Annotated in this window: 21 protein-coding genes; 3 read left to right on the top strand and 18 right to left on the bottom strand. The window is 67.4% G+C overall.

From position 1 onward, the window contains the following. Positions 1-80: 80 nt before the first annotated feature. Complete coding sequence (locus OV287_RS03550) at positions 81-437, top strand: hypothetical protein (RefSeq protein WP_267532551.1); 357 nt, start codon at positions 81-83, stop codon at positions 435-437. Positions 438-573: 136 nt separating this feature from the next. Here the strand turns inward: OV287_RS03550 and OV287_RS03545 are convergent, their stop codons facing one another. From OV287_RS03545 to OV287_RS03510, 8 genes are all read right to left on the bottom strand, one after another. After that, a complete protein-coding gene (locus OV287_RS03545) occupies positions 574-1,311 on the bottom strand; it encodes an SDR family oxidoreductase (protein ID WP_267532550.1) in 738 nt (245 codons plus the stop codon). Beyond that, the gene (locus OV287_RS03540) at positions 1,289-2,686 is read right to left on the bottom strand and encodes an FAD-dependent oxidoreductase (RefSeq protein WP_267532549.1); all 1,398 of its coding nucleotides are present in this window, start codon (positions 2,684-2,686) and stop codon (positions 1,289-1,291) included. Before OV287_RS03540 ends, OV287_RS03545 begins: the two co-directional genes overlap by 23 nt. Continuing rightward, entirely contained in the window at positions 2,673-3,953 is a 1,281-nt protein-coding gene (gene kynU / locus OV287_RS03535) for a kynureninase (protein ID WP_267532548.1), read from the bottom strand. Before kynU ends, OV287_RS03540 begins: the two co-directional genes overlap by 14 nt. After that, positions 3,954-4,967 carry an amidohydrolase family protein gene (locus OV287_RS03530; RefSeq protein WP_267532547.1) on the bottom strand — a complete coding sequence of 338 codons (1,014 nt, stop codon included), beginning with the start codon at positions 4,965-4,967 and terminating at the stop codon, positions 3,954-3,956. Further along, positions 4,964-5,488 (bottom strand): 3-hydroxyanthranilate 3,4-dioxygenase, encoded by a 525-nt coding sequence (gene nbaC / locus OV287_RS03525; RefSeq protein ID WP_267532546.1) that lies wholly within the window; start codon positions 5,486-5,488, stop codon positions 4,964-4,966. The genes OV287_RS03530 and nbaC overlap by 4 nt, the downstream gene beginning before the upstream one ends. Position 5,489: 1 nt before the next feature. After that, the gene (locus tag OV287_RS03520) at positions 5,490-5,921 is read right to left on the bottom strand and encodes a RidA family protein (protein ID WP_267532545.1); all 432 of its coding nucleotides are present in this window, start codon (positions 5,919-5,921) and stop codon (positions 5,490-5,492) included. Then, positions 5,918-7,360 (bottom strand): aldehyde dehydrogenase, encoded by a 1,443-nt coding sequence (locus OV287_RS03515; RefSeq protein ID WP_267532544.1) that lies wholly within the window; start codon positions 7,358-7,360, stop codon positions 5,918-5,920. Before OV287_RS03515 ends, OV287_RS03520 begins: the two co-directional genes overlap by 4 nt. A gap of 123 nt (positions 7,361-7,483) precedes the next feature. Continuing rightward, complete coding sequence (locus tag OV287_RS03510) at positions 7,484-7,996, bottom strand: DUF1579 domain-containing protein (RefSeq protein WP_267532543.1); 513 nt, start codon at positions 7,994-7,996, stop codon at positions 7,484-7,486. Between the two features lie 120 nt (positions 7,997-8,116). On the opposite strand from OV287_RS03510, the gene OV287_RS03505 reads away from it, so the two are divergent. Together OV287_RS03505 and OV287_RS03500 are read left to right on the top strand one after the other, a co-directional pair. Further along, positions 8,117-8,902 carry a 2-keto-4-pentenoate hydratase gene (locus OV287_RS03505; RefSeq protein WP_308809825.1) on the top strand — a complete coding sequence of 262 codons (786 nt, stop codon included), beginning with the start codon at positions 8,117-8,119 and terminating at the stop codon, positions 8,900-8,902. 159 nt (positions 8,903-9,061) lie between these two features. Then, on the top strand, positions 9,062-11,068 hold the full coding sequence (locus OV287_RS03500; RefSeq protein WP_267532541.1) for a two-component system sensor histidine kinase NtrB: 2,007 nt from the start codon (positions 9,062-9,064) through the stop codon (positions 11,066-11,068). A gap of 58 nt (positions 11,069-11,126) precedes the next feature. Here OV287_RS03500 and OV287_RS03495 read toward each other — a convergent pair whose 3' ends face one another. The 10 genes from OV287_RS03495 to OV287_RS03450 form a co-directional block, all read right to left on the bottom strand. Continuing rightward, complete coding sequence (locus tag OV287_RS03495) at positions 11,127-11,615, bottom strand: hypothetical protein (protein WP_267532540.1); 489 nt, start codon at positions 11,613-11,615, stop codon at positions 11,127-11,129. A gap of 84 nt (positions 11,616-11,699) precedes the next feature. Then, positions 11,700-13,307: a ligand-binding sensor domain-containing protein gene (locus tag OV287_RS03490; protein ID WP_267532539.1), complete on the bottom strand. Its 1,608-nt coding sequence runs from the start codon at positions 13,305-13,307 to the stop codon at positions 11,700-11,702. A gap of 197 nt (positions 13,308-13,504) precedes the next feature. Continuing rightward, entirely contained in the window at positions 13,505-13,771 is a 267-nt protein-coding gene (locus OV287_RS03485; protein ID WP_267532538.1) for a DUF5985 family protein, read from the bottom strand. Further along, entirely contained in the window at positions 13,768-14,037 is a 270-nt protein-coding gene (locus tag OV287_RS03480) for a DUF5985 family protein (RefSeq protein WP_308809544.1), read from the bottom strand. Before OV287_RS03480 ends, OV287_RS03485 begins: the two co-directional genes overlap by 4 nt. Beyond that, positions 14,021-14,419 (bottom strand): hypothetical protein, encoded by a 399-nt coding sequence (locus OV287_RS03475; protein ID WP_267532537.1) that lies wholly within the window; start codon positions 14,417-14,419, stop codon positions 14,021-14,023. The genes OV287_RS03480 and OV287_RS03475 overlap by 17 nt, the downstream gene beginning before the upstream one ends. A 66-nt stretch (positions 14,420-14,485) precedes the next feature. Further along, positions 14,486-16,042 (bottom strand): ATP-binding response regulator, encoded by a 1,557-nt coding sequence (locus OV287_RS03470; protein ID WP_267532536.1) that lies wholly within the window; start codon positions 16,040-16,042, stop codon positions 14,486-14,488. A 5-nt stretch (positions 16,043-16,047) separates the two neighbouring features. After that, a complete protein-coding gene (locus OV287_RS03465) occupies positions 16,048-21,327 on the bottom strand; it encodes a HAMP domain-containing protein (RefSeq protein WP_267532535.1) in 5,280 nt (1,759 codons plus the stop codon). A gap of 166 nt (positions 21,328-21,493) precedes the next feature. Continuing rightward, a complete protein-coding gene (locus tag OV287_RS03460; protein ID WP_267532534.1) occupies positions 21,494-21,946 on the bottom strand; it encodes an arsenate reductase ArsC in 453 nt (150 codons plus the stop codon). Positions 21,947-22,038: 92 nt separating this feature from the next. Further along, positions 22,039-22,791, bottom strand: a complete 753-nt coding sequence (locus tag OV287_RS03455) for a hypothetical protein (RefSeq protein WP_267532533.1) — start codon at positions 22,789-22,791, stop codon at positions 22,039-22,041. Next, on the bottom strand, positions 22,788-23,399 hold the full coding sequence (locus tag OV287_RS03450) for an RNA polymerase sigma factor (protein ID WP_267532532.1): 612 nt from the start codon (positions 23,397-23,399) through the stop codon (positions 22,788-22,790). Before OV287_RS03450 ends, OV287_RS03455 begins: the two co-directional genes overlap by 4 nt. Positions 23,400-23,589: the final 190 nt, after the last annotated feature.

Raw genomic sequence — 23,589 nt, 5'->3', positions numbered from 1 at the left:
GGTGCGCTGATTCTGGCGCCCATTGCTCTCTAGGCCAGTAAAGGCTCAGTGCTGAAGTGGCACATATCAAAGACTTTGAAATGGATGACGCTCTTGGAACCTTGGACGCCGCGAGCAAGATGTATCAGGCGGGTTCAAAAGAGGAGGCGACAATCCAGCTTGCAGCGATTTCGCTGCTCTATGTCCGGCGCATCAGGAAGCTGGACGACTTCCTAAAATACTATCAAGAGTTCTTTGACCCTGAGTTCAAGGTCAAGGTTTCTCATGTGTTCGCGACGCAGAAGGAAGCCGATGAATGGCTATCCAGCGGAAAGGCAACCGACGGAGAGCTCGTCAGCATCGCGGGCCAGGGCTTCCAAGTGATCCAGTTGCCGAGGGGACTGAGTTTTCTTCGGACGCCGCTTCCAGAAGAACTCGGGCCGCCAGTCTCCGAGTAAGGCCCCCCCGGATGCCCCATGAGCTTTGGCGGGTCCTTCGCGGCGACGTGGAGGGCAGCGCGGGGGCCTCGACAGTCCGCCCCAGGGTTGCACCACGGTGCCCCCGCCCTTCAAACAGGGCGAGGGCATCTGCTAATCAGAACCCGCGCATCCAGCCGCCGTCGATGACGACGGACTGGCCGGTGATGTAGCCCGCCTGCTCCGAGGCGAGGAACGTCACCAGTGCTCCCAGTTCCTCGGGCTTGCCCAGGCGGCGCGCGGGAATCTGCGACGTAATCTTGTCCTCGGGAACGCCGAGTTCCTTGAGGCGCTCCGTCGCGTGGTAGCCCGGCAGCACGCCGTTGATGGTGATGCCGTGCTCGGCCACCTCGTTGCTTACCGTCTTCACCAGTCCCAGGAGCCCCGCCCGCAACCCGTTGGAGACAGTCAGCAGCGGCATCGCCTCGCGCGCGGCCACCGACGTCACCAGGATGATGCGGCCCCAGCGCCGCTCCTTCATCCCTGGCAGCGCCGCCTGGAGCCCCTCCACCACGCTCATCCACAGGCTCTGGAAGCCCTCCTGCCACTGCTCGGTGGTGAGCTTCTCGATGCTCCCCTTGGGCGGCCCTCCCGTGTTCACCACGAGGATGTCCACGCCCCCCATCGCCCCGGCGACCTTCTCCACCAGCTCCTTCGTCGTGCCCGGCTTCGTCAGGTCCGCCGTCACGCCGAACTCGGCGCCCATGCGCTGAGCGGCATCGCGGATGCGTGCCTCATCGCGCGAGCAGATGGCCACCCGCGCCCCTTCCTTCACCAACTGCGCGGCGATGCCGTACCCCAGTCCTGCCGAGGCGCCCAGCACCAGCGCCCTCCTACCTCGCAAGCCCAAATCCATCCGAATGCTCCTTCACGAAGGGCACCAGCCGCTCGTGGATGAGCGTGCGGGCCCGTTGCAGGTCCACGTCTTCCGCCCGGGTGAGGCCCGCGCACAGCTCGGCGACGATGCCGCCCGCGATGGCTCCCACCTCGTACGCCAGACGGTACGGCACACGGCTGAAGCTCACCAGCGTGTAGCGGCTCAAGAACTGGCCCGGGAAGGCATTGAGCAACACCTTCTCCACGGCCTTCTCGAGCAGGAAGCGCGGGTCCGCCGTCTTGTCCCGCATCTCCACGAAGTTCTCCACCGCCATGTCCGCGATGGCATCCGCGTTCGCCTTGCGCAGCCGGAAGAGCTCCTCGAAGGCGTCCTGCCACCGCGTGTGCCGCCCGAGGCACTCCTCCAGCACCACGCAGTCCTCGAAGCCGCAGTTCATCCCCTGCCCGAAGAAAGGCACGATGGCGTGCGCCGCGTCTCCCAGCAGCAGCGCCTTGCCGTCCACGTGCCACGGAGCGCTCTTCACCGTCACCATCGTCCCGGTGGGGTTCTGGAAGAAGTCGTGCACCAGGTCCGGAATCAGCGCCAGCGCGTCCGGGAACTGCTGCTCGAAGAAGGCCTTCACCTGCGCCGGCGTCTGCAATGACTCGAAGCTCACCGGCCCCTGGAAGGGCAGGAACAGCGTGCAGGTGAAGCTGCCATCCTCGTTCGGCAGGGCAATCAGCATGTACGAGCCGCGCGGCCAGATGTGCAGAGCGTGCTTCTCCATCTGGAACGCACCACCCGGGCCCGCGTGAATCGTCAGCTCCTTGTACCCGTGGCTGAGCTGCTCCTGAGCCGAGCCATGTCCCGGCAGCAGCGTCAGCTCGCGCCGCACCGCCGAGCCCGAGCCGTCCGTGCCGAACATCACCGGGGTGCGCACCTCGCGCGTGCTGCCGCTCGACTCGTCCACCACCTCGAGCACGCCCTTCTGGAAGTCCGCGTGCTGTACGCGCTGCTTGAACTCGATGCGCACCCGGCCCGTGGCTTCCGCCCGAGACATCAGGAACTTGTTCAACCACGCGCGAGACAGGCTGTTGATGGCCTGGGACTCGTCCTTCCCGTACGCCTGATAGGCCAGCTCGCCCGAGGGCGAATGAATCATGCGCCCGCGCATGGGAATGGCGTGGCGCAGCGCCTCCTCCTCCAGCCCCACCTGCCGCAGGGCGTGAAGCCCGCGAGTGGAGATGGCGAGGTTGATGGAGCGGCCAGCGCCAATCTCCTCGCGCCGCATGTCCGGGCGCCGCTCCAGGACATCCACCTGGAAGCCGCGCTTCGCCAGATACATCGCCAGGAGCGAGCCCACCAGGCCCGCCCCCACCACCGTCACGCGTCCGGTCTGGTCAATCTCGTGCATGCCCTTCGAGAACCCCCGCGAAGCGGTATACGTCAAGGAAGCTGTTGTAGAGCGGAGCCGGAGCCGCGCGGATGATGTCCGGTGAACGGAAGTCGCAGACGACACCCTGCGCCGTAAGCTTCTCGAGCAGCTTCCGGGGCTCCTTGCTGAAGCGCAGCGACAAGTGGGCGCCCCGCTGCTTCGGGTCCCTCGGCGTGATGATGCGCACGAAGCCGGGCGGGAGCCGGTCCAGGAGGAACTCCAGGTAGCCGGTGAGCAGGTCGCTCTTGCGGCGCAGGGCCGGCATGGTGGCGCGGTCGAAGAGCTCCATGGACGCGCGCAGCGCCGCCATCTGAAAGATGGGCGGGTTGGACAACTGCCAGCCCTCGGCGCCCGGAATGGAGTCGAAGTCCGGCCCCATCTGGAAGCGCGTCTGCTTGTTGTGACCCCACCAGCCCTCGAAGCGCGGCAGCGCGTTGTTACGCGCGTGGCGCTCGTGGACGAAGACGCCGCCCAGCGTGCCTGGGCCGCCGTTGAGGTACTTGTACGAGCACCACACCGCGAAGTCCGGCCCGGTGTCGTGCAGCGACAGCAGGAGATTGCCCGCGCCGTGCGCCAGGTCGAAGCCCACCCGGCAGCCGTGCCGGTGCGCGGCCCGGGTGATGGCCGCCATGTCGAAGGCCTGGCCCGTGAGGTAGTTCACGTTGCCCAGCATCACCAGGGCGATCTCCCGCCCGTGCCGCTCAATTGTCTCGAGGATGTCCTCGGTGCGCAGCGTCTCCTCACCGGGGCGCGGCGTGAGGCGGAGGATGTCCCGCTCGGGGCTGTAGCCGTGGAAGCGCACCTGCGAGGCCACCGCATACTGGTCCGAGGGGAAGGCCCCGGCCTCCATGAGGATCTTCGAGCGCTCGCGCGTGGGCTGGTAGAAGGACACCATCATCAGGTGCAGGTTCACCGAGAGGGTGTTCATCACCACCACCTCGAGCGGCTGCGCGCCCACCAACCGCGCCGTCTGCTCGGTGAGCAGCTCATGGTAGGGCATCCACGAGTGCCTGGCGGCGAAGTGGCCCTCCACGCCCAGCTTCTCCCAGTCCTCCAACGCTTCCACCACATAGGGCTTCGCCTTGCGCGGCTGGAGCCCCAGCGAGTTGCCCACCAGGTAGATGGACTGCTCGCCATGGTGGAGGGGGAAGAGGAACTCGTCCCGGAAGTGGCGCAGCGGGTCCTCCGCGTCCATGCGCCGGGCGAACTCCTCACTGGCCTCGAACCGCACGCCTTCGCTGCTCATCTACCTGAACTCCTCATACGAGCGTCCGAGCCACTCGAGCGCGTTACGGAACAACAACTTCTCCCGGGTGGCGGCGTCGAATTCCGCGAGGGACTCCACCAGCGTGCCCGGCCGGTCCTCGCCGAGCGGGAACGGATAGTCACTGCCGAGCGCCACCTTGTCCGGGCCGAACAGCCGCACGATGAAGCGCAGCATGTCCGGGTCGTGAACCAGCGAGTCCACCCAGAAGCGGCCCAGGTACTCGCGCGGGGGCGTGGGGTTGTCCACGGCGAGCAGGTCTGGCCGCACCTGGAAGCCGTGCTCGATGCGACCGAAGGTGCCCGGGAAGGCACCGCCGCCGTGCGCGAAGGCAAGCCGCAGCTTCGGCAGCTTCTCCAGCGTGCCCGAGAAGAGGAGCGAGCAGATGGCCAGCGCCACCTCGGCGGGCATGCCCACCAGCCAGGGCATCCAGTACTTCTTCATCCGCGCCTCGCCCAGCATGTCCCAGGGGTGCACGAAGATGGCGGCGCCCAGGTCAGCCGCGGCCTCGAAGAAGGGGAACAGCTCCGGCTCGCCCAGGTTGAGGCCGTTGACATGCGAGCCCACCTGCACGCCCGCCATGCCCAGCTCGCGCACGCAGCGCTCCAGCTCGCGCACGGCCAGCTCCGGAGACTGCAAGGGCACCGTGCCCAGACCCACGAAGCGCTTCGGATGCGCCTTCACCACCGAGGCCAGCTGATCGTTGAGGAAGCGCGAGAGGTCCAACCCGTGCTCCGGCTTCGTCCAGTAGCCGAACATCACCGGCACGGTGGACAGCACCTGCACGCTGACGCCGTGCGCATCACACTCCTCGATGCGCTTCACCGGGTCCCAGCAATTGCTCTCAATCTCCCGGAAGAACTTCCCGTCATCGCGCACCATGCGGGCCCGGCACGGGGCATGGTGCTCCAACGTGATGAAGCCGCCATAGCCGTAGCGCTCGGCGAAGCGCGGCAGCTCGGGCGGCAGCAGGTGCGTATGGATGTCGATCTTCATGCCTTGCGCTTCTCGCGAGTCACCTGGAAGCCGCACTGCTTGCAGGTGCAGCGCTCCGGGTTGCCGTAGAACCGCTCGAAGATGGGCGGGAGTTGGGTGACGATGTTCGTGACCTGAAGGAACTCGTCATACAGCTTGGTGTTGCACTGGGGGCAGAACCACGCGAAGCCATCCAGCTCGCCCTCGCGACGCTTGCGCTCGATGACGAGGCCCACCGTCCCCGCCGGCCGCTGCGGCGAGTGCGGCACCAGGGGCGGCAGCAGGAAGATCTCCCCCTCGCGGATGGGGATGTCCTGGGGCTTGCCGTCCTCCATGACGCGCAGGTTGATGTCTCCCTCCAGCTGGTAGAAGAACTCCTCGCTCGCGTCGATGTGGAAGTCGGTGCGCGAGTTGGGCCCGCCCACCACCATCACGATGAAGTCCCGGTCCTGCCACACCATCTGGTTGCCCACGGGGGGCTTGAGCAGGTGGCGATGCTCTTCAATCCACTTCTTGAAGTTGAGGGGCTGCAGTCGGCTCATCTCAATCCCCGATGGTGGCGATGCACTTCAGCTCAATAGCGATGGGCGTGGGCAACGCGGTGATGCCGAGCGTCGTCCGGCACGGCGGAGTGGGCACGTCCTTGAAGTACTCGGCCCACAGGCGGTTGTACGTGGGGAAGTCCTTCTTCATGTCCGTGAGGTACACCGTCACGTCCACCAGCCGGTCCCACGAGGAGCCCGCCTCCTCCAGGATGTAGCGCACGTTGCGGAACACCGAGTGGCACTGCGTCTCCAGGTCGTACGAGACGATGTTGCCCTGGGCATCCAGCTCGACGCCGGGAATCTTCTTGCTCCCGCGCTCGCGCGGACCCACGCCAGAGAGGAACAGCAGGTTGCCCACGCGCCGGGCGTGGGGATAGAGGCCCACCGGCTCCGGGGCCTTCTGAGAATCGACTCGCTCGTGGTTGCTCATATCTTCACGCACACGTTCTTGGGCTCGGTGAAGAAGCGCAGCGCATCCCAGCCGCCCTCGCGCCCCACGCCCGAGTCCTTCACTCCGCCGAACGGCGTGCGCAGGTCGCGCAGCATCCAGCAGTTCACCCAGACGATGCCGCTCTCCAGCTTCGCCGCGAAGCGGTGCGCCCGGCTCACGTCGCGCGTCCACACGCTCGCCGCCAGCCCGTAGCGCGTGCTGTTGGCCCAGGCGAGCACCTCATCCTCCGTCTCGAAGGGCACGAGCGTGGCCACCGGGCCAAAAATCTCTTCCTGGTTGGTGCTACACGCGTGGCCCAGGCCCTCGATGAGCGTGGGCTCCACGAACCAGCCGTTGCGGCAGCGCCCCGGCACCTCCACACGCTTGCCTCCGGTGAGGATGCGGCCCCCTTCCTTGCGAGCCACCTCGATGCAGCCCATCACCTTCTCGAAGTGCTGCGGGGACACCAGCGCGCCCTGGTCCGTCGTCGGCTCCAGCGGATCTCCCACCTTCAGGGCCCGCGTGCGCTCCACCAGCGCTGCCTTGAAGCGCTCGTAGATGGGCGCCTGCACGAAGATGCGCGAGCCGCAGAGACAGATTTGACCCTGGTTGGAGAAGGACGAGCGCACCGTGGTGGCCAGCGCCTCGTCGAAGTCGCAGTCGGCGAAGATGACGTTGGGATTCTTCCCGCCCATCTCCAGCGAGAGCTTCTTGAAGAGCGGCGCGGCGGTGCGGGCAATCTCCGCACCCGTGCGCGTGCTGCCGGTGAAGGAGATGGCGCTGATGTCCGGGTGGCTGCTCATCGCAGCGCCCACCTTGGCGCCGTAGCCGTGGACGATGTTGAGCACGCCGGGAGGCAGGCCCACCTCGCGGCATACCTGAGCGAGCAGGTACGCCGTCATGGGCGTCACCTCGGAGGGCTTGGCCACCACGCAGTTACCGATGGCCAGCGCGGGCGCGAGCTTCCAGGTGAGCAGGTACAGCGGCAGGTTCCACGGGGAGATGCACCCCACCACGCCCAGGGGCGAGCGCAGCGTGTAGTTGATGGCCCCGCCGTCCATGACGTGGGCCTCGGAGGAGAACTGCGTTACCGCGTCCGCGAAGAACTCGAAGTTGTGGATGCTCCGAGGGATGTCCACCGTGGAGGCCAGCTTCAGCGGCTTGCCGGTGTCGATGGCCTCGGCGCGGGCGAAAGCATCCAGCCGGGTACGCAGCGTGTCCGCGACGCGGCGCAGCAATCGGGCCCGCTCGGCCGCCGGGGTGGCGGCCCAGGCTGGGAAGGCGTTCCGAGCGGCCTCTACGGCCCGCTGGATGTCCTTCTCATCCGAGTCCGGCACCTGCACGGAGGGCTCTCCGGTGGAGGGGTCTGGCTTGTCGAACCAGCGCTGGGAGCTCGGGGAAACCAGCTCACCGCCGATGTAATTGAGGACCTTCTCCATGCGTGAACCCTCCTCTGTCCGGCCGGGGCGGGGAATACCACGGGCCTCATGCCGCGGCCACCGGGGTGGAGGCTCCACGACGTTCAGCAGTGGAGCCTTCCCCGTGAGGAGAACAACCGCGGCTCAGCGCTTCCGCCGATACACCGTCTCCACGGCCTTGGCCTCCAGGCCGCCGGGGATGGTGTTGTCGGGGATGATGTTGTAGTGCGTGATGATCAGCCGGTCCGGCTCGGGCTGCTGAATCTCCGTCCGCCATCCCCAGGGCGGCCCGGATGGAGCCTCGTAGCTGGTCAGGACGTTGTAGCCCCGGCTCTCGTTCGCCGCCTTGGAGAACAGGATGCTCGTGCCGGTGTGGAAGCTGTCCACCCAGGCCATCTCGAAGCGGTCCGAGTCCACGTGGTAGCCGTAGATGGCCACCCCGGAGAGCGGCTTGCCCTGCATCGAGCCCTCGTACTCGTGCATCACGAACCGCCCTCCCACCACGGGGCGGATCGTCCCGCGCCAGGGCGACTCGTCCGCGAGCTTGTCCGGCTCGAACCACGTCTTCGTCGTTCCCTCCCACTCGCCGGCGAGCTGAGCCAGCCGGTGGTGAAGGCCGCCTTCCTGCCTGGAATCCTCGAACGTGCGTTTTGTCATGTTTGAATCCCCCTTGGGATTGCGGACCTTGGCGCGTTTCCCCGGTTCGCGCCACGCCGGTAGCTTGCGCTGCCGCCGAGAGCATTAGAAAACATGTCGTTCCCCACTTCGGAGGTGGCGATGACGGCACGCATGCACGAAGAGCTGGCCCGGCTGTTGGACCAGGCACGGCTGGAGGCTCGCGAGATTCCGCCCCTCACCCGGGAGCACTCCGCCCTTTCACTCCCGGAGGGCTACGCCATCCAGGCCGAGGGCATCCGCCTGCGCACCGCTCGCGGCGAGCACGTGGTGGGCCTGAAGATGGGGTTCACCTCCGAGGCCAAGCGCCAGCAGATGAACCTGCACTCGCCCATCTACGGCGTCCTCACCGACCGCATGCAGGTCCCCGCTGGCGGCACGCTGCGGCTCCAGGGCGCCATCCACCCCAAAATCGAGCCGGAGATCGCCTTCCGCACCTCGCGTGAGCTGTGCGGCCGCATCACCCGCGAGCAGGCCCTCGACGCCTGCGCCAGTGTCTTCGCGGCGATGGAGATCCTCGACTCGCGCTACACCGGATTCAAATACTTCTCCCTGCCCGACGTGGTGGCGGACAACTCCTCCTCTTCACTCTTCGTCCTGGGCACCACCGAGCGCCCGCCCCGCGAGCTGGACCTCGCCGGACTCCAGATGGTGATGGAGGTGAATGGCGAGCGCGTCCAGGCGGCGCGCTCGGATGCCATCTCCGGAGACCCACTGTTGTCCGTCGTCCAGCTCTGCGAGCTGCTCGACGAGCGGGGCGAGTCGCTTCCCGCCGGCAGCATCGTGCTCGCCGGTGCCGCCACCGCGGCGCACATGCTCCAGCCCGGAGACCGCATCCGCCTCACCGTGGACGGCCTGGGCGACGTCGCCGTCTCTGTCGCACCCTGAAGACGTCCAGCACCGAACGTCACAATCGCTTGCTCCCTGACTCGCACGGAGAGCAAACCAGGAAGGTGTCCGGAAGACAGGGTATGATGTGGTGCGTCAACCCACCTTGACGCCGGACAAGCTACACGAGCGACAAGTGCGACAAGGGGGAGGAGTGCCATGCACGTCGTCATGCTGGGAGTTCCGCAGGCGGTCACCGGGGAGTGGGAGCGCACGCTTCACGAGGCGGGCGCACGTCACTCGGTGGAGTGCCAGGTCCAGCACGCACGAGGCCTGGAGGAGCTGCCCGAGTCCCTTCCACCGGGGCTGCTGGTGCTCTGGGACGCGGGCGGGCCCGTGCAGCACACGCTCACCATCTGCCAGCGACTGCACTCCCGAAGAGATCCCACGCGTTCCCAGTTGGTGGTGCTGACGGAGCGCGGCCCGGACGAGCTCGACGCGTTGGATCAGGCGGGCGCCGACGAATGCCTGACACCGCCAGGTGGACGTTGGGGCGCGCGGCTGATCGCACTCGAGCGGCGGCTGCGAGCCCTGGAGCCCTCGGCGCTGGTGGCGGGTGGGCACCGCAAGCGGACGGAGGCCACGCTCCAGGCCCTGCTCGAGCTCACCCTGGCCGAGCCCGGCCCCGACTTCTTCCAGGTGCTGGTGAGACAGCTCGCCCAGGCGCTCGACGTCACGTGCGCGCTGGTGGGTGAGCTGGACGGGGACTCGGTGCGCAAGCTGGCCTGCTTCAACCTGGGCGACTTCTGCGAGCTGCCGCCCTACGCGCTCGCCGGGACGCCGTGCCAGGTCACCGTCGAGCGGGCCCTCTGCCATTACCCGGACGGCGTGGCCGCGCGCTTCCCCGAGGACACGATGCTGCACGAGCAGGGCCTGCGCAGCTACCTGGGCGCGGCCCTGAAGGACTCGAGTGGCAACCCCATTGGCGTGCTGGCCGTCCTCAATGACAAGCCACTCGCGGCGCATCAGCTCGACTATGCGCTCATCAATGCCTTCGCCGTGCGCGCGGGCTTCGAGCTGGAGCGCCGACACCAGCGCGACGAGATGGAGCGCTCGCGCGACCAGTTGCAGAAGACGCTCGACACCGTGCCAGAGCCATTGTTGGTGAAGGACCGGGGGTACCGGTGGGTGGCCATGAACAGTGCCTTCTGCCGGCTCATGGGGCGCCCCATCGAGGAGCTGCTGGGCAGGACGGACCGCGACTTCTATACCAAGGCCGAGGCGGACACCTTCCGGCGGCAGGACGAGCAAGTCTTCACCACCGGCCAGCCCCACGAGTCCGAGGACGGCTTCACCGACATCTCCGGCCAGGGGCGCACGCTCGTCACCCGGAAGGCGCTCTTCACGGGCGGGGGCCGTTCCCTGCTCATGGTGCTCTGCCGCGACATCACCGAGCGCAAGCGGCTGGAGGCGCAGCTTCGGATGGCGGACCGCATGGTGTCGGCGGGCACGCTCGCCACCGGGGTGGCGCATGAGATCAACAACCCGCTCACCTTCGTCTCCGCCAACCTCACCTACCTGGAGGAGCAGCTCACCGAGATGATGGTGATGCCCGAGGCGCTGCCCGAGCTGCGCGAGGTACTCTCGGAGACGCGCGAGGGCGTGGGGCGCATCCGCGAGCTGGTGCAGGACCTGAAGTCCTTCGCGCGGGCCGACGACGAGCGCAGCGGCCCGGTGGATGTGCACCGCGTGGTGGACAGCGCCCTGCGGCTGATGCGCAGCGCGCTGCGGCACCGCACCCAGGTGGTGCGCGCCTTTGGAGAGGTTCCGCCCGTGAGAGGCAACGAGTCGCGGCTGGGACAGGTGCTCATCAACCTGCTGGTGAACGCGCTGCAGGCGCTTCCCCCGCGTACGCCCGACGACAACCGCATCCAGGTGTCCACGTGGCGCGAGGGGCCCCACCACGTGGTGCTGCAGGTGGAGGACAACGGGCAGGGCATTCCTATCGAAATCCAGCGGCGCATCTTCGAGCCCTTCTTCACCACCAAGCCGGTGGGCGTGGGCACCGGACTGGGACTCTCCATCTGCAACACCATCGTGCAGGGCATGGGCGGGCGGATCGAAGTGCGCAGCCAGCCGGGCCAGGGCACCGCCTTCCAGCTCCGGCTGCCCGTGGACGGCATTCCGGCTCCGCTCCGAGGCAAGGACGCGGTCCTCCCGCTGTAGTCCTCACTTCGTCCGACGACGCCTCATGACGAAAGATTGAGGCTGCACCCGGTGGCACTCACCAGAGCTGCGCCTGCTCCGTACAGCCCGAGTACTTGAGGCTGCGGTGGCGGACCCGCCAGCGCTCCCCATCTCGCGCGAAGCGCATCTCGAGCTCGAAGACCTCATAGCCTCTAGCGACAATGATGGAGGCACGCACGAGTGGCCTCTCCGGCTTACTCCAATCAATGGGCTCGAACTCCATTGGAAGAAAGGAGGCCTCCCGCCCATCGGGAAGCTCGCGCGGTGCCCCAGTGCATGCGGACTGCGGCTCGACGCGTGCAGGATGGGTCGCGAAGCGCGCGAAAAAAGCCGGATGGGGTGGACGGCCTTGGAGCCCCAGGCAGAACACCGTGCGTGAAAACCGCGAATCGTCGAGCAGGGCGCGCATGGCCATCGCGTAGAGCTCGTCCTCGGCACCGCTCCGGTCCACGAGTTGCTCGCTGGACGTATGACCACAGCCCACCAGGACCAGCAGGATGACCCAGAAGCCTCGGACGATGCGCATGGAATCCCTCTCCGTGAGCGAACGGACACGGAGCATGACACAGGCCGCGCGCCGAGACACACGTGCGGCCCGGCTCGTCCCCGGCTACTCGCCGCGGTAGATGCCGATGGCACCCGGGCGTCCGCTCTCGCTCCCGAAGGCCACCAGCAACCGGCGCTCCGGCCCGCTGCCCACGGACTGGATGTCCCAGACAGGGTGGTACGAGAGCGCGCCGAGCGCCTGGCTGTAGCGCATCACCATGTCCTCCTTCAGCCGGGTGAGTCCGCCGCCCCAGCGGTGGCCCGCCCAGAGGCTGTCATCGGCCAAGTCTCTCGCCAGCGAGGAGACGAAGCGGTCCGCCCCCGTACCGAGCACGTACCGGTTCACCACGCCCGTCGCGTCCATGTGGGCCAGGCCCCGGGCGAAGGAGCTCACCCACACCGAGCCATCCGGCATCAGCGCCATGCCCGACACCAGGTCATCCACCCGGTCCGAGGGGCCGGGAATCCCCACCTCGTCCACCAGGTCCGGCCAGAGATCGATGCGATTCTTGATGGCCGAGCCGTTCTCCGTCTGCTTGCGCGCCGTCTCGAAGTCCCGCGGGGTCTTGATGCTCATGAAGCGGAAGCGCGTGGAGCGGTTGGCTCCGCCGAACCACACGTCCCCATCCGGCCGCACCGCGATGCCGTAATAGGCGTCCGTGAGCCGGAAGACGTGCCCGCTGGCGTCCTTCGCGTTGATGTGCGGGTGCGCATGCTCCATCACGCCCGAGCACTCCCGCTGGCCGTTGCAGTCCGGAGGAGTTCCCGTGTGCTCCGGATCGCCCCAGGCGAAACCGTGGTTGGCGCCGAACCACAGGTGGCCGTGCTTCTTGTCCCAGACGATGCGAAGCACGGAGCAGAGCTTCTCGCGTCCACCCGACTCCTCGCCCACCACGCCCGGGCCGGACGAGATGTCGTAGTGGACGACGTCGATGCCCGTCTCCGTCAGCGTGACCTTGTCCGCGTCACCGCTCTTGTAGCTGTTCGGGTTCTTCGCGCCCGGCGTGTAGTAGTTGCTCTCGCAGTCCGGCAGGCCCTGGTAACCGACGAACACCGTTCCCGCGGGGCCTCCCGCTACCGAGAGGACCTTGAGGTACTTCGGTCCCACGGGCGCGATCCCGTTCTTCAGGAAGCCATAGGGACGCAGGCCATCGTCCATCGTGAAGCGCTCGAAGGTGCTCGCCCCTGGACGCAGGAGGAACAGCCCCTCCTCGCCACCGGCCACCCAGAGATTGCCGCCCTCGTCCTCCGTGACGCCGAGCACCTCGTGCGGCGCGCCATGCTCCGGACCGTAGAACGTCCACCCCGTAGCGTCCGGATAGACCACCGTACCCGCGTCAGGCTCGGGAGTCCCCGCGTCTACCGGAGGCGGTGGAGGCGGCTCGACCGTACCCGCGTCAGGCTCGGGAGTCCCCGCGTCTACCGGAGGCGGCGGTGGCGGCTCGACCGTGCCTGCATCAGGAGTCCCTGCGTCCACCGGAGGCGGAGGAGGAGGAGGTGGAGGTGGGGGCGGCTCGACAGGGCCCGCATCGGGAGTCCCCGCATCTACCGGAGGAGGAGGTGGTGGTGGATCGACTGCGCCCGCGTCAGGGGCTCCTGCCCCCTGATCATCTCGATCTCGTCCGAGCGGCTCATTGCTGCCCGGCAGGCCACCACCAGACCCCAGTCCCACCACCGACGCCCGCTCATACCCTGGTACGCCTCCACCGCCAGCCGCTGGACACTCCATCCAGCGCCAGACAGGAACGACGCAAGCGGAGTGCCATGGCTGGAGGCGGCTCACACACGGCCAGCGGACACAGCGTGGGTACTCAGGTCGTCACCCGAGGCAGACGCCTGCCCTCGGTGAGCAAACACGAGGTCCCCACCCTACTTGCGAGGCACGATCCGGTTCTTGTCCACGATGGCCACCAGGATGAGCACGAAGGCCACCAACCGGATGAGATACGCCGCGACGACGTTCTCACTGTCGGTGAGCCGCATCGCCATCAGCACCACCCGGTGCAGCCCCATCAGCCAGAAGGAGGCGGCGAAGAACGCGAAGAAGCGATCCCTCGTCTTCTTCCAGAATCGCAGGAAGAACAGCCCCGCCACACAGCACAGGGCGAACACCGTGCCGGAGATGAAGTCGTTCATTCTGAATCCCAGATGAGGCCGAATACCAACAGGACCAGAGACACGAGCGCGGACAGATGCCGGAAGGTGGTCAGGTCAGGCCCCTTGGGAATGACCATCAGGTCCACCACCAGCAGGATGTTGTTCACCGCCAGCCCCACGAAGCAGAGACTGCTCCACAGCAGCAGGGGGACCCGGTTGCGGGAATACCCTCTCAGGAGCAGCCACGCGCAGGCGAGGCTGGTCGCCGCACACAACAGGAAGACCGCGTCAGCCATTGTCATCATCGTCCCTCCGGAGCCGGAAGGCATCGGCGAAAGTCCGGATCTTGTCGATAGGTTTGGAGAAGATGAGGTTGATGACGGTCACACGGCGCTCCGCGTACGCCGTGGCGAGACCCGCCACCACATCCCCCAGCTGCTGGCTCGGGGCATAGCGGTACTCCACCTCGCTGCCCTGGACCTTGGCCAGGATCCCCGAGCGCGCCATGTCCTTCAGCCGGTCATCGGCGGACAGGGCGGAGATCCGCAGCTCTCGCGCCACCGACTCCGCGGTCCAGGAACGCTCCGGGTGCTGGTGCAGGAGCAGGAGTATCTCCAACTGCTCCACCGAGTCGATGTGGTCGGTGATGAACCGACGCACTTCTTCGGGAAGATCGCCCGCGCGCAAACCTCATCCCTTTCTCCCCACCTCGTGAAACAGCCCCTTCGATGACGGAAGGACCCGCTCTAGAAGTCAGGACTGGAGCGGCAGACACACGTGGAAGGTACTGCCCTCTCCCTCGACGCCCCGCGACTCCGCCCAGATGCGCCCGCCATGCTGCTCGATGATGCCTTGGGAAATGGTCAACCCCAAGCCAAGACCGCCATAACGCGCTCCATGGGCCTGACCGAAACGTTCAAAAATGAGGGGCAGCTTCTCCGCCGGGATGCCAATGCCCTGATCCCGCACCCGGAGCAGGACGTTGCCGTCCTCGGACCACGCCTGAAGCTCCACCACTCCACCCTGAGGTGAGTAGCGAATGGCGTTGGCCACCAGGTTGGTCACCACCTGCTCGATGCGCCCCGGGTCTCCCCGCATGGACATCGACGCGGGAGTCTCCAACTTCAGCCGGTGCTCGGTGGAGAGCGACTGCAGACGCTCGCAGGTGGCGTGCAGCAGAGGCACCAGGTCGAACTCCTCCACCTCCAGCGACAGACGGCCGGTGAGCAGTCGGCTCACGTCCAGCAGGTCCGACACCAACTTGGTCATCCGGTCCACCTGCCGGTCCAACCCCTCGAGCGCTCGGCGCGGTCCATCCGTCAGCTCGGCGCCGAACTTCCGCTGCGCGAGCTGCACCTGCATCTTCGCCGCGGCCAGCGGCGTGCGCAGCTCGTGCGAGGCAGCGGCCAGGAAGGCGTCCTTCGCCGCGTTCGCCTGGGCCAGCTCCTCCTCGGCCTGCTTCTGGTTGTTGATGTCCGTCGCGGTGACGATCCACCCGGTGATGCGGCCCCGCTCGTTGCGCTCCGGTACGGCCCGACCCAGGTGCCAGCGGAAACCCTGGTCTCGCTGGGAGCGCAGCCGGAACTGCACCTCGAAGGGCTGACCGGTGCGCACCGACTGACACCAGGCGGCGTGCACTTCCTCGCGGTCCTCCGGGTGCACCACCTCCGAGCGCCACAGGTCCTCCACCGCCTCGGCCGGCAGGCCAGACAGCTCCATCCAGGCGCGGTTGCCGTAGCGCAGCCGGCCGTCCGGGCTGGCGGTGAACACGCACAAGGGCATGGCATCGCTCAGCAGGCGGTAGCGGTAGGCGCTCTCCCGCTCGAGCGCCTCGCGCTCGCGCCGGCGCATCAGCGCTTCCTGCTGCTTGAGCTGCTCCTCCTTGAGAAACAGCTCCACGAAGACGGACACCTTCGAGCGCAGAATCTCCGGCGCGAAGGGCTTGAGCACGTAGTCCACCGCGCCCTGGGCATAGCCGCGGAACACGTGCGAGGCGTCCCGGCTGCGCGCGGTGAGGAAGATGATGGGGATGAAGCGCGAGCGCTCGCGCTCCTTGATGAGCCGGGCCGTCTCGAAGCCGTCCAACCCCGGCATCTGCACGTCCAGCAGGATGAGAGCAAAGTCTTCGCGTAGCAGGTGGAGGAGGGCTTCCTCCCCCGAGTGCGCCTTCACCACCTCACCCAGGTCGCCGAGCGTGGCTTCCAGGGTGAGGAGGTTGGGAGCGTGGTCATCGACAACCAGGATGCGTGCCCGCGGCAACACCACCTGAATCGGCAGGCTACCGCTATTACCCCCCTCGGACCACGTCATCGCTGTCATCTCGCTCCCGCGCAAGGTTCCACCCACCGGCGAATCAACTCCAAGAGCCGCTCGGTATCGACCGGCTTGGACAGATAATCGGACGCACCTGCTTCCAGGCACTTCTCGCGATCGTCCTTCAAGGCCCGCGCGGTGATGGCGATGACCGGCAACGACGCCCACCGGGGGTCCGCGCGGATGGCGCGCATCGCCTGGTAGCCGTCCATCTCCGGCATCATCACGTCCAGCAGAACCACATCCAGTTCCGGATTCTTCTCCATCAAGTCCATGGCCGCCCGTCCGTCCTGCGCGAACGTCACCTGCATTCCATGGTTCTCCAGGACACTGGTCAGAGCGAAGATGTTGCGCGCGTCATCGTCCACAAGCAGAACCTTGCGGCCGGTGAGCGAGCGAGAGAGCTCCTTCATCTCCTCGGCGGAGACGCGGGACTGGTCCCCTACGCGACGCAGGAAGCGGCCCACCTCGGCGATGACAGCCTCGGGCAAGCGGGCAGCCGCCTCGAGCAGCACGGCCTCGGCCGAGCGCCGCAGCCGCCGCTCGTCATCCGGCAGGAGCTGGGAGCCGCTATAGAGGAGCACGGGGGGCAGGCGAGCAGGCCGGCGCACCAGCTCCACCAGCAGCTTCATTCCGCGTCCACCCGGCGAGGCCAGGTCCAGGGCGAGTGCGTCGACCTCACCCCGGTCCAGAGCCTCTACCGCCCGGTGGGACTCGAGCTGGCGCATCTCCAGGGACTCGCCCATGTCGATGAGCTGCTGCACGCAAGCATTCAGCTCGGGCTTGGGGTCCACCAGCAGCAGCTTGCGGGGCGAGCCGTTGCCCTTGAGCTCCAGGTGGGAGAAGGCGCCCTGGATGGCCTCGGGCGTGAAGGGCCGGTCGAGGTAGACGAAGCCGCCGCCGCACGAGGCGCCGCGCAGCCGGTCCACGCTCACCACCTGGACGGGGATGCGGCGGGTGCGCGGGTCGCGCTTGAGTTGATCCAACACGCTCCAGCCGTCGATGACGGGCAGGCCGAGCTGCAAGACGATGGCGTAGGGCTTGAGCCGCTGGGCGAGCGAGAGCGCGACATCGCCGCGCGTGGCCACCAGGGCCTTGAGGCCGCTCTGGTGGGCCGTGGCCACCAGGCCGCGGGCGAACTCCAGGTCATCCACCGCCACCAGCAGCACGCGGTCATCCTGGCCCAGGTCATCCCGGTCATCCGCCAGGGGATGGGGCGCCGCGGTGCCGTGCACCTCGTCACGCGGCAGCAGCTCGCGCAGCATGGGGGTGTAGCCACCGTCCGTGTCGCTGGCCGGCTCGCCGCCCCGCTCGGGGCCGCTGTAGCTGCGCGGCAGGTAGAGGGTGAAGGTGCTGCCCGCCCCGCGCGCGCTCCTCACGCGGATTTCGCCACCGAGCAACCGTGCCAGCTCGCGGCTGATGGAGAGGCCCAGACCGGTGCCGCCGTACTTGCGGCTGGTGGTGCCATCGGCCTGCTGGAAGGCCTCGAAGATGAGCTTCTGCTTGTCCTCGGGGATGCCGATGCCCGTGTCGATGACGGAGAAGGCGAGCACCTGATCGGCCTCCACCAGCTCGGGCGCGGCGAAGCGCTCCTCGGTGTCCGCCATGCGGATGCGCAGCGTCACCTGGCCCGTGCTGGTGAACTTGAAGGCGTTGGACAGCAGGTTCTTCAGAATCTGCTGCAGCCGCTTCGGGTCCGTGAAGACGGTGGCCGGCACTTCCGGGCCCACCTCGGTGAGGAAGCCCAGGTGCTTCTGCTCGGCCACGGGGCCGAAGGTGCGGCGGGCGAACTCCACCAGCTCCGCCACGGCCGAGTCGCGCGGCTCCACCTGCATCTTCCCGGCCTCCACCTTGGACAGGTCGAGAATCTCGTTGATGAGGGACAGCAGGTCCCCACCCGAGGAGTAGATGGTCTCCGCGTACTCCACCTGCTTGCGGCCGAGACTGCCGTCGGAGTTGTCCGCGAGCAGCTTGGCCAGCACGAGCATGCTGTTGAGCGGCGTGCGCAGCTCGTGGGACATGTTGGCGAGGAACTCGCTCTTGTACTTGGAGATGAGCGAGAGCTGCTCGGCCTTCTCTTCCAGGGAGGAGCGCGCCTGCTCGACTTCGCGGTTCTTCTCTTCCACCTTGATGTTCTGCTGCTCGAGCAGCTTGGCCTTCTCCTCCAGCTCGAGGGCCTGGGCCTCCAGCGCCGAGTTGGAGCGCTTGAGCTCCTCCTGCTGCTGGGTGAGCTCGCGCGACTGGCTCTGGAGCTCGTTGGCGAGGCTCTGCGACTGACGCAGCAGCTCCTCGGTGCGCATGTTGGCCATGATCATGTTGAGCACCACGCCGATGCTCTCCGTGAGCTGGTCCAGGAAGATCTGGTGGATGGCGCTGAACGGGTGGAAGGAGGCCAGCTCGATGACGGCCTTCACCTCGCCCTCGAAGAGGACGGGCAGGACGATGACATTGAGAGGGCTGGCCTCGCCCAGGCCGGAGGTGATGCGGATGTAGTCCGCCGGCACGTGGGTGAGGAGGATGGTCTTCTTCTCCAGGGCGCACTGGCCCACCACGCCCTCGCCGAGGCGGAAGCGGTTGCCCACGTTCTTGCGCTCGCGGTAGGCGTAGCTGGAGGTGAGCTTGGCCACGGGCGCGCCATCCTCGGTGTCCATGAGGAAGAAGGCGCCGTGGTGAGCGGACACCAGGGGCGTCAGCTCGGACATGATGAGCCGGGAGACGGCCTCCAGGTTCTTCTGGCCCTGCATCATGCCGGAGAACTTGGCGAGGTTCGTCTTCAGCCAGTCCTGCTCGGTGTTCTTCTGAGTCGTCTCCTTGAGGTTGACGATCATCTGGTTGATGTTGTCCTTCAGGGCCGCGACCTCGCCCTGGGCATCAACGGAGATGGACCGGGTCAGGTCACCCTTCGTCACGGCGGTGGCCACCTCGGAGATGGCGCGCACCTGGGACGTCAGGTTACCGGCGAGCTGATTCACGTTGTCGGTCAGCTGCCTCCAGGCACCGCGGGCACCGGGCACCTTGGCCTGACCACCCAGCTTCCCCTCGATACCGACCTCGCGGGCCACCGAGGACACCTGCTGAGCGAAGGTGCCCAGGGTGTCCGTCATGCTGTTGATGGTGTCGGCCAGTGCGGCCACCTCGCCCTTGGCGTCGACGACGAGCTTCTGGGTGAGGTCACCGTTGGCGACCGCGGTCACCACCTTGACGATGCCGCGCACCTGGGTGGTCAGGTTGCGGGCCATCAGGTTCACGTTGTCGGTGAGGTCCTTCCACGTACCGGCGACACCGGGCACACGCGCCTGGCCACCCAGCTTGCCCTCGGTACCGACCTCGCGGGCCACGCGGGTCACCTCGGAGGCGAACGCGTTGAGCTGATCCACCATGGTGTTGATGGTGTCCTTCAGCTCGAGAATCTCACCCTTCGCGTCGACGGTGATCTTCTTGGACAGGTCACCGTTCGCGACGGCCGTCGTCACCTTGGCGATGTTGCGCACCTGGTTGGTGAGGTTGGAGGCCATCGAGTTCACGCTGTCGGTCAGGTCCTTCCAGACGCCCGACACGCCCTGCACCTCGGCCTGGCCGCCCAGCTTTCCTTCCGTACCCACCTCGCGAGCGACGCGCGTCACCTCGGCGGCGAAGGAGCGGAGCTGGTCCACCATCGTGTTGATGGTGTTCTTCAGCTCGAGGATTTCGCCCTTCACGTCGACCGTAATCTTGCGCGACAGGTCGCCATTGGCCACCGCGGTGGTCACCAGCGCGATGTTGCGCACCTGGCTGGTGAGGTTGGAGGCCATGAAGTTCACGTTGTCGGTGAGGTCCTTCCACGTACCGGAGACGCCTGGCACGTCGGCCTGACCGCCCAGCTTTCCTTCCGTACCGACTTCCTTCGCGACGCGCGTCACCTCGCCGGCGAACGAGCGGAGCTGCTCCACCATCGTGTTGATGGTGTTCTTCAGCTCGAGCACCTCGCCCCGCGCATCGACCGTAATCTTCTTGGACAGGTCACCGCGGGCAACGGCCGTGCTCACCTCGGCGATGTTTCGCACCTGGGCGGTGAGGTTGTTGGCCAGCAGGTTCACGTTGTCGGTGAGGTCCTTCCACGTACCGGCGACACCGGGCACATCCGCCTGGGCGCCCAGCTTGCCTTCCACGCCCACCGTCTTGGCGACGCTGGTCACCTGGTCAGCGAAGATGCCGAGCGTCTTCGTCATGCTGTTGAGCGTGTCGGCCAGCGCGGCCACCTCGCCCTTGGCATCGACGACGAGGCGCTGGGACAGGTCACCGTTGGCGACCGCGGTCACCACCTTGACGATGCCTCGCACCTGGGTGGTGAGGTTGGAGGCCATCAGGTTCACGTTGTCGGTGAGGTCCTTCCACACGCCGGAGACGCCGGGCACATCGGCCTGGCCACCCAGCTTGCCCTCGGTACCGACTTCCTTCGCGACGCGCGTCACTTCGCCGGCGAACGAGCGGAGCTGATCCACCATCGTGTTGACGGTGTTCTTCAGCTCGAGCACCTCGCCGCGCGCATCGACCGTAATCTTGCGCGACAGGTCACCGCGGGCCACGGAGGTGGTCACCTCGGCGATGTTTCGCACCTGGGCGGTGAGGTTGTTGGCGAGCTGGTTCACGCTGTCGGTGAGGTCCTTCCACGTACCGGCGACACCGGGCACGCGCGCCTGGCCTCCCAGCTTTCCTTCCGTACCGACTTCGCGCGCAACGCGCGTCACTTCGGCGGCGAACGAGCTGAGCTGATCCACCATCGCGTTCACCGTGGTGCCGATGCGAAGGAACTCGCCCTTCACCGGCTGCCCCGGTAGATCCAGCGCCATCTTCTGCGTCAGGTCACCACGCGCCACCGCGCCCAGCACGCGCGCCACTTCCGTGGTCGGCTGCACCAGGTCCGCGATGAGCGAGTTGATGGAGCCAATGCTGGAGGCCCATCCGCCGCTGACGGGGCCCAGCGAGGCGCGCTCCGCCATCTGGCCCTCGCGGCCCACCACGCGCTCCACGCGCACCAGCTCGTCCTGCATTCGCTGGTTCATCGCCACCATGGCGTTGAAGGCGTGGGCGATGTCCTCCATCGCCTGGGGCTGCGCCTCGGGGGGAAGTCGCACGGAGAAGTCACCGTGGGTGACGGCTCGCAGCGATTCCAGCAGTGTCTCGAGAGCCTCGACCGTCGCGACCCGTCGCGGGCGGGTGTGCGCATGACGCGCGAGCGTGGTGGGCTTGCGAATCTTCTTCCCGGTCTTGGTCCGCGTGGAATGGCTGGTGCGACGGTTCAAAGGCTGCTCCCGTGCTGAGGTTTGGCGTTGTCCCAACCTAAGGAGGCCCCGCGTTCGTTCCAGGTAGGGAAACGCCTCGCACGAGGGCGGGCGGCCGAGCGAGCGCACACTTGTCCCGCAATTCCCCGCTCGGCACCTGGGAGTGACCGCGTTGGGAATGGAAGCGCTACAGGCGCATCAGCTTCTCCAGCGGCAGCGCGCACAGCAGATCCAGGCGGACGGACAGCTCCCGCGCCACCTGGAGGAAGAGGAGCTCGCGTGCCGCCTCGCTCCCTTCGAAGGCCACCGGGTCCGGCTCGTCCCAGTGCGCCATGCGCGGCCTCCCCGGCCATACCGCCCAGGTCTCACGCGCCTTGTCGCAGACCGTGATGACCAGGTCGAAGTGCTCACCCCGGAACTCTTCCCAGGACTTGCTGCGCGCGCCACCCGGATCCAGCCGGAAGCGCTCGCGCAGCACCTTCAGCGCCAGAGGGTGCACCTCGCCCCTCGGCTGCACGCCTGCACTGAAGGTAATGAAGCGCCCGTGCCCCAGCCTGCGCAGCAGGCACTCAGCCATGATGCTTCGGGCCGCATTGCCCATGCTCAGGAAGAGGACTCGGACCGCGGCTTGGGGGCTCATGGCCCGTCTGACGGTGGGTGGGAGGCCCGCGCGCGCCAAGGGGGTCCGGTGGAGTTGATTGCTCGACGGGTTGGTCCTTCAGGGGGGAACCGTTACCTCGGCGTGAGGGTCAGGTTCGTCCGGGACAGCTCACGGCCCCTCGCATCCTCGAAACGCGCCCTCACCTCCAGCGGCCTGGAGAGCCAGCCCTCCTGCACCGGCGTGCTGAAAGGCAACAACACGTCCACCCCCGCCGCCACCTGCTCCGCCGCGCCCTCCTGCGGGAAGAACCGCAGCGGCTCCCCCTCGGGCGACGTCGCATCCACCGTCAGTCTCGCCGCCTCCGGCGCCGTGTAGCTGAACTGCACCGCGCTCCCCTCTCCACACACCAGTCTGCCGCCCGGCCTCGCCTCCCCCTGCACCTGTCCGTCCGCTCCCACGCAGAACACCCGGATGCCCCAGGCCGCCGTCCCCGTCTCTCCTCCGCGCGTCTGAAACTCGGACTCCCGCTCGCGCAGCTGCGGCACCACCAGCAGCAACGCCACCCCAGCCATCGCCAGCCCCGTCATCACCGGCACGAAGAGTTGGGGAAAGAAGCGCTTGCGCTCGGGCTCCGGAGCCCGGACCGGCTTCGCGGTGGCTCCCAGCCGGGCAAACAGCTCCTTCTCCAACAACGCCTCCCGGCTCGCCGGCAGCGCGCGCTTTTCCAGGGCCGACTCCACGCGGCTCAGCTTGTCGTAGGCCTCGCGGCACTCGCCACACCCCACCGCGTGCGAGCGCAACCGGGTGAAGCCCTCCCCGTCCAGCTCGCCCCGGAAGAGCGACTCCAGCGCCTGCTTCGCCTGCCGGTCTCCACACCTCGTCATGACTGGCCTCGCCGCTTGAAGAAGCTCCACCCCTTCACTTCCATCCCTTCCAGGTAGCCACGCGCCTGCAGGAACTCGAGCAGCCGCGTCTTCAACCCCAGCTCCCGCCTCCGCACCTGAATGCGCGTCAGCCCCAGCTGCTCCGCCGCGCCCTCCTGCGCCATCCCGTCCTCGCCAAAGCGCAGCTCGAACAGCCGCCGCTCCTCCGCCGTCAGTCCTTGCTTGAAGCTCGCCAGCAACCCCTCCACCTCCCGGTCCTCCAGCGACTGGGCCAGGCCGTCCCCCTCGGGCAGCTCACCCGACTCCTCGAAGGGCTCCAGCCCCACCGCCACCTCACGCTGCCGCGTCTGCTCCAGCAGCACGTTGCGCGCGATGCCCACCAGGAAGTGCCCGTACGGCCGTACCCCGTCGTACGCCGCCCGCGTCCGCGGCTCGAAGGCCCGGGCGAACGTCTCCAGCACCGTGTTCTCCAGCTCCAGCGCGCCCCTCATCTGTCCGAAACCCCTCCCCCGCCACGCCATGGCCCGCAGCATCCGCGCCAAGGCCTCCGCATGGGCCCGGTACACCTGGCCCAAGGTCTCCGGCTCACCGTCCCGGAAGCGTTGCAATGTCCGCGCATCCCACTCCATCCCTCGGCGACTTAGCGTGCCCCACCCGTCCCCGTCACCCATCGCTCATGCTGTCATTGCCATTTGACCGCCCGGTTGGATCCCCAAGGTCCTAGAATCGTCGCCCACGGGGTCTCGGCAGCCCGGCAGCCTGGCGCGGTGGGCGGCTGTAGGAAGTACAGGAGACCCC

This window comes from Archangium lansingense (assembly GCF_026626635.1).
Taxonomy (GTDB): Bacteria; Myxococcota; Myxococcia; order Myxococcales; family Myxococcaceae; genus Archangium; species Archangium lansingense.
This window is presented reverse-complemented; position numbering and strand designations above follow the sequence as displayed.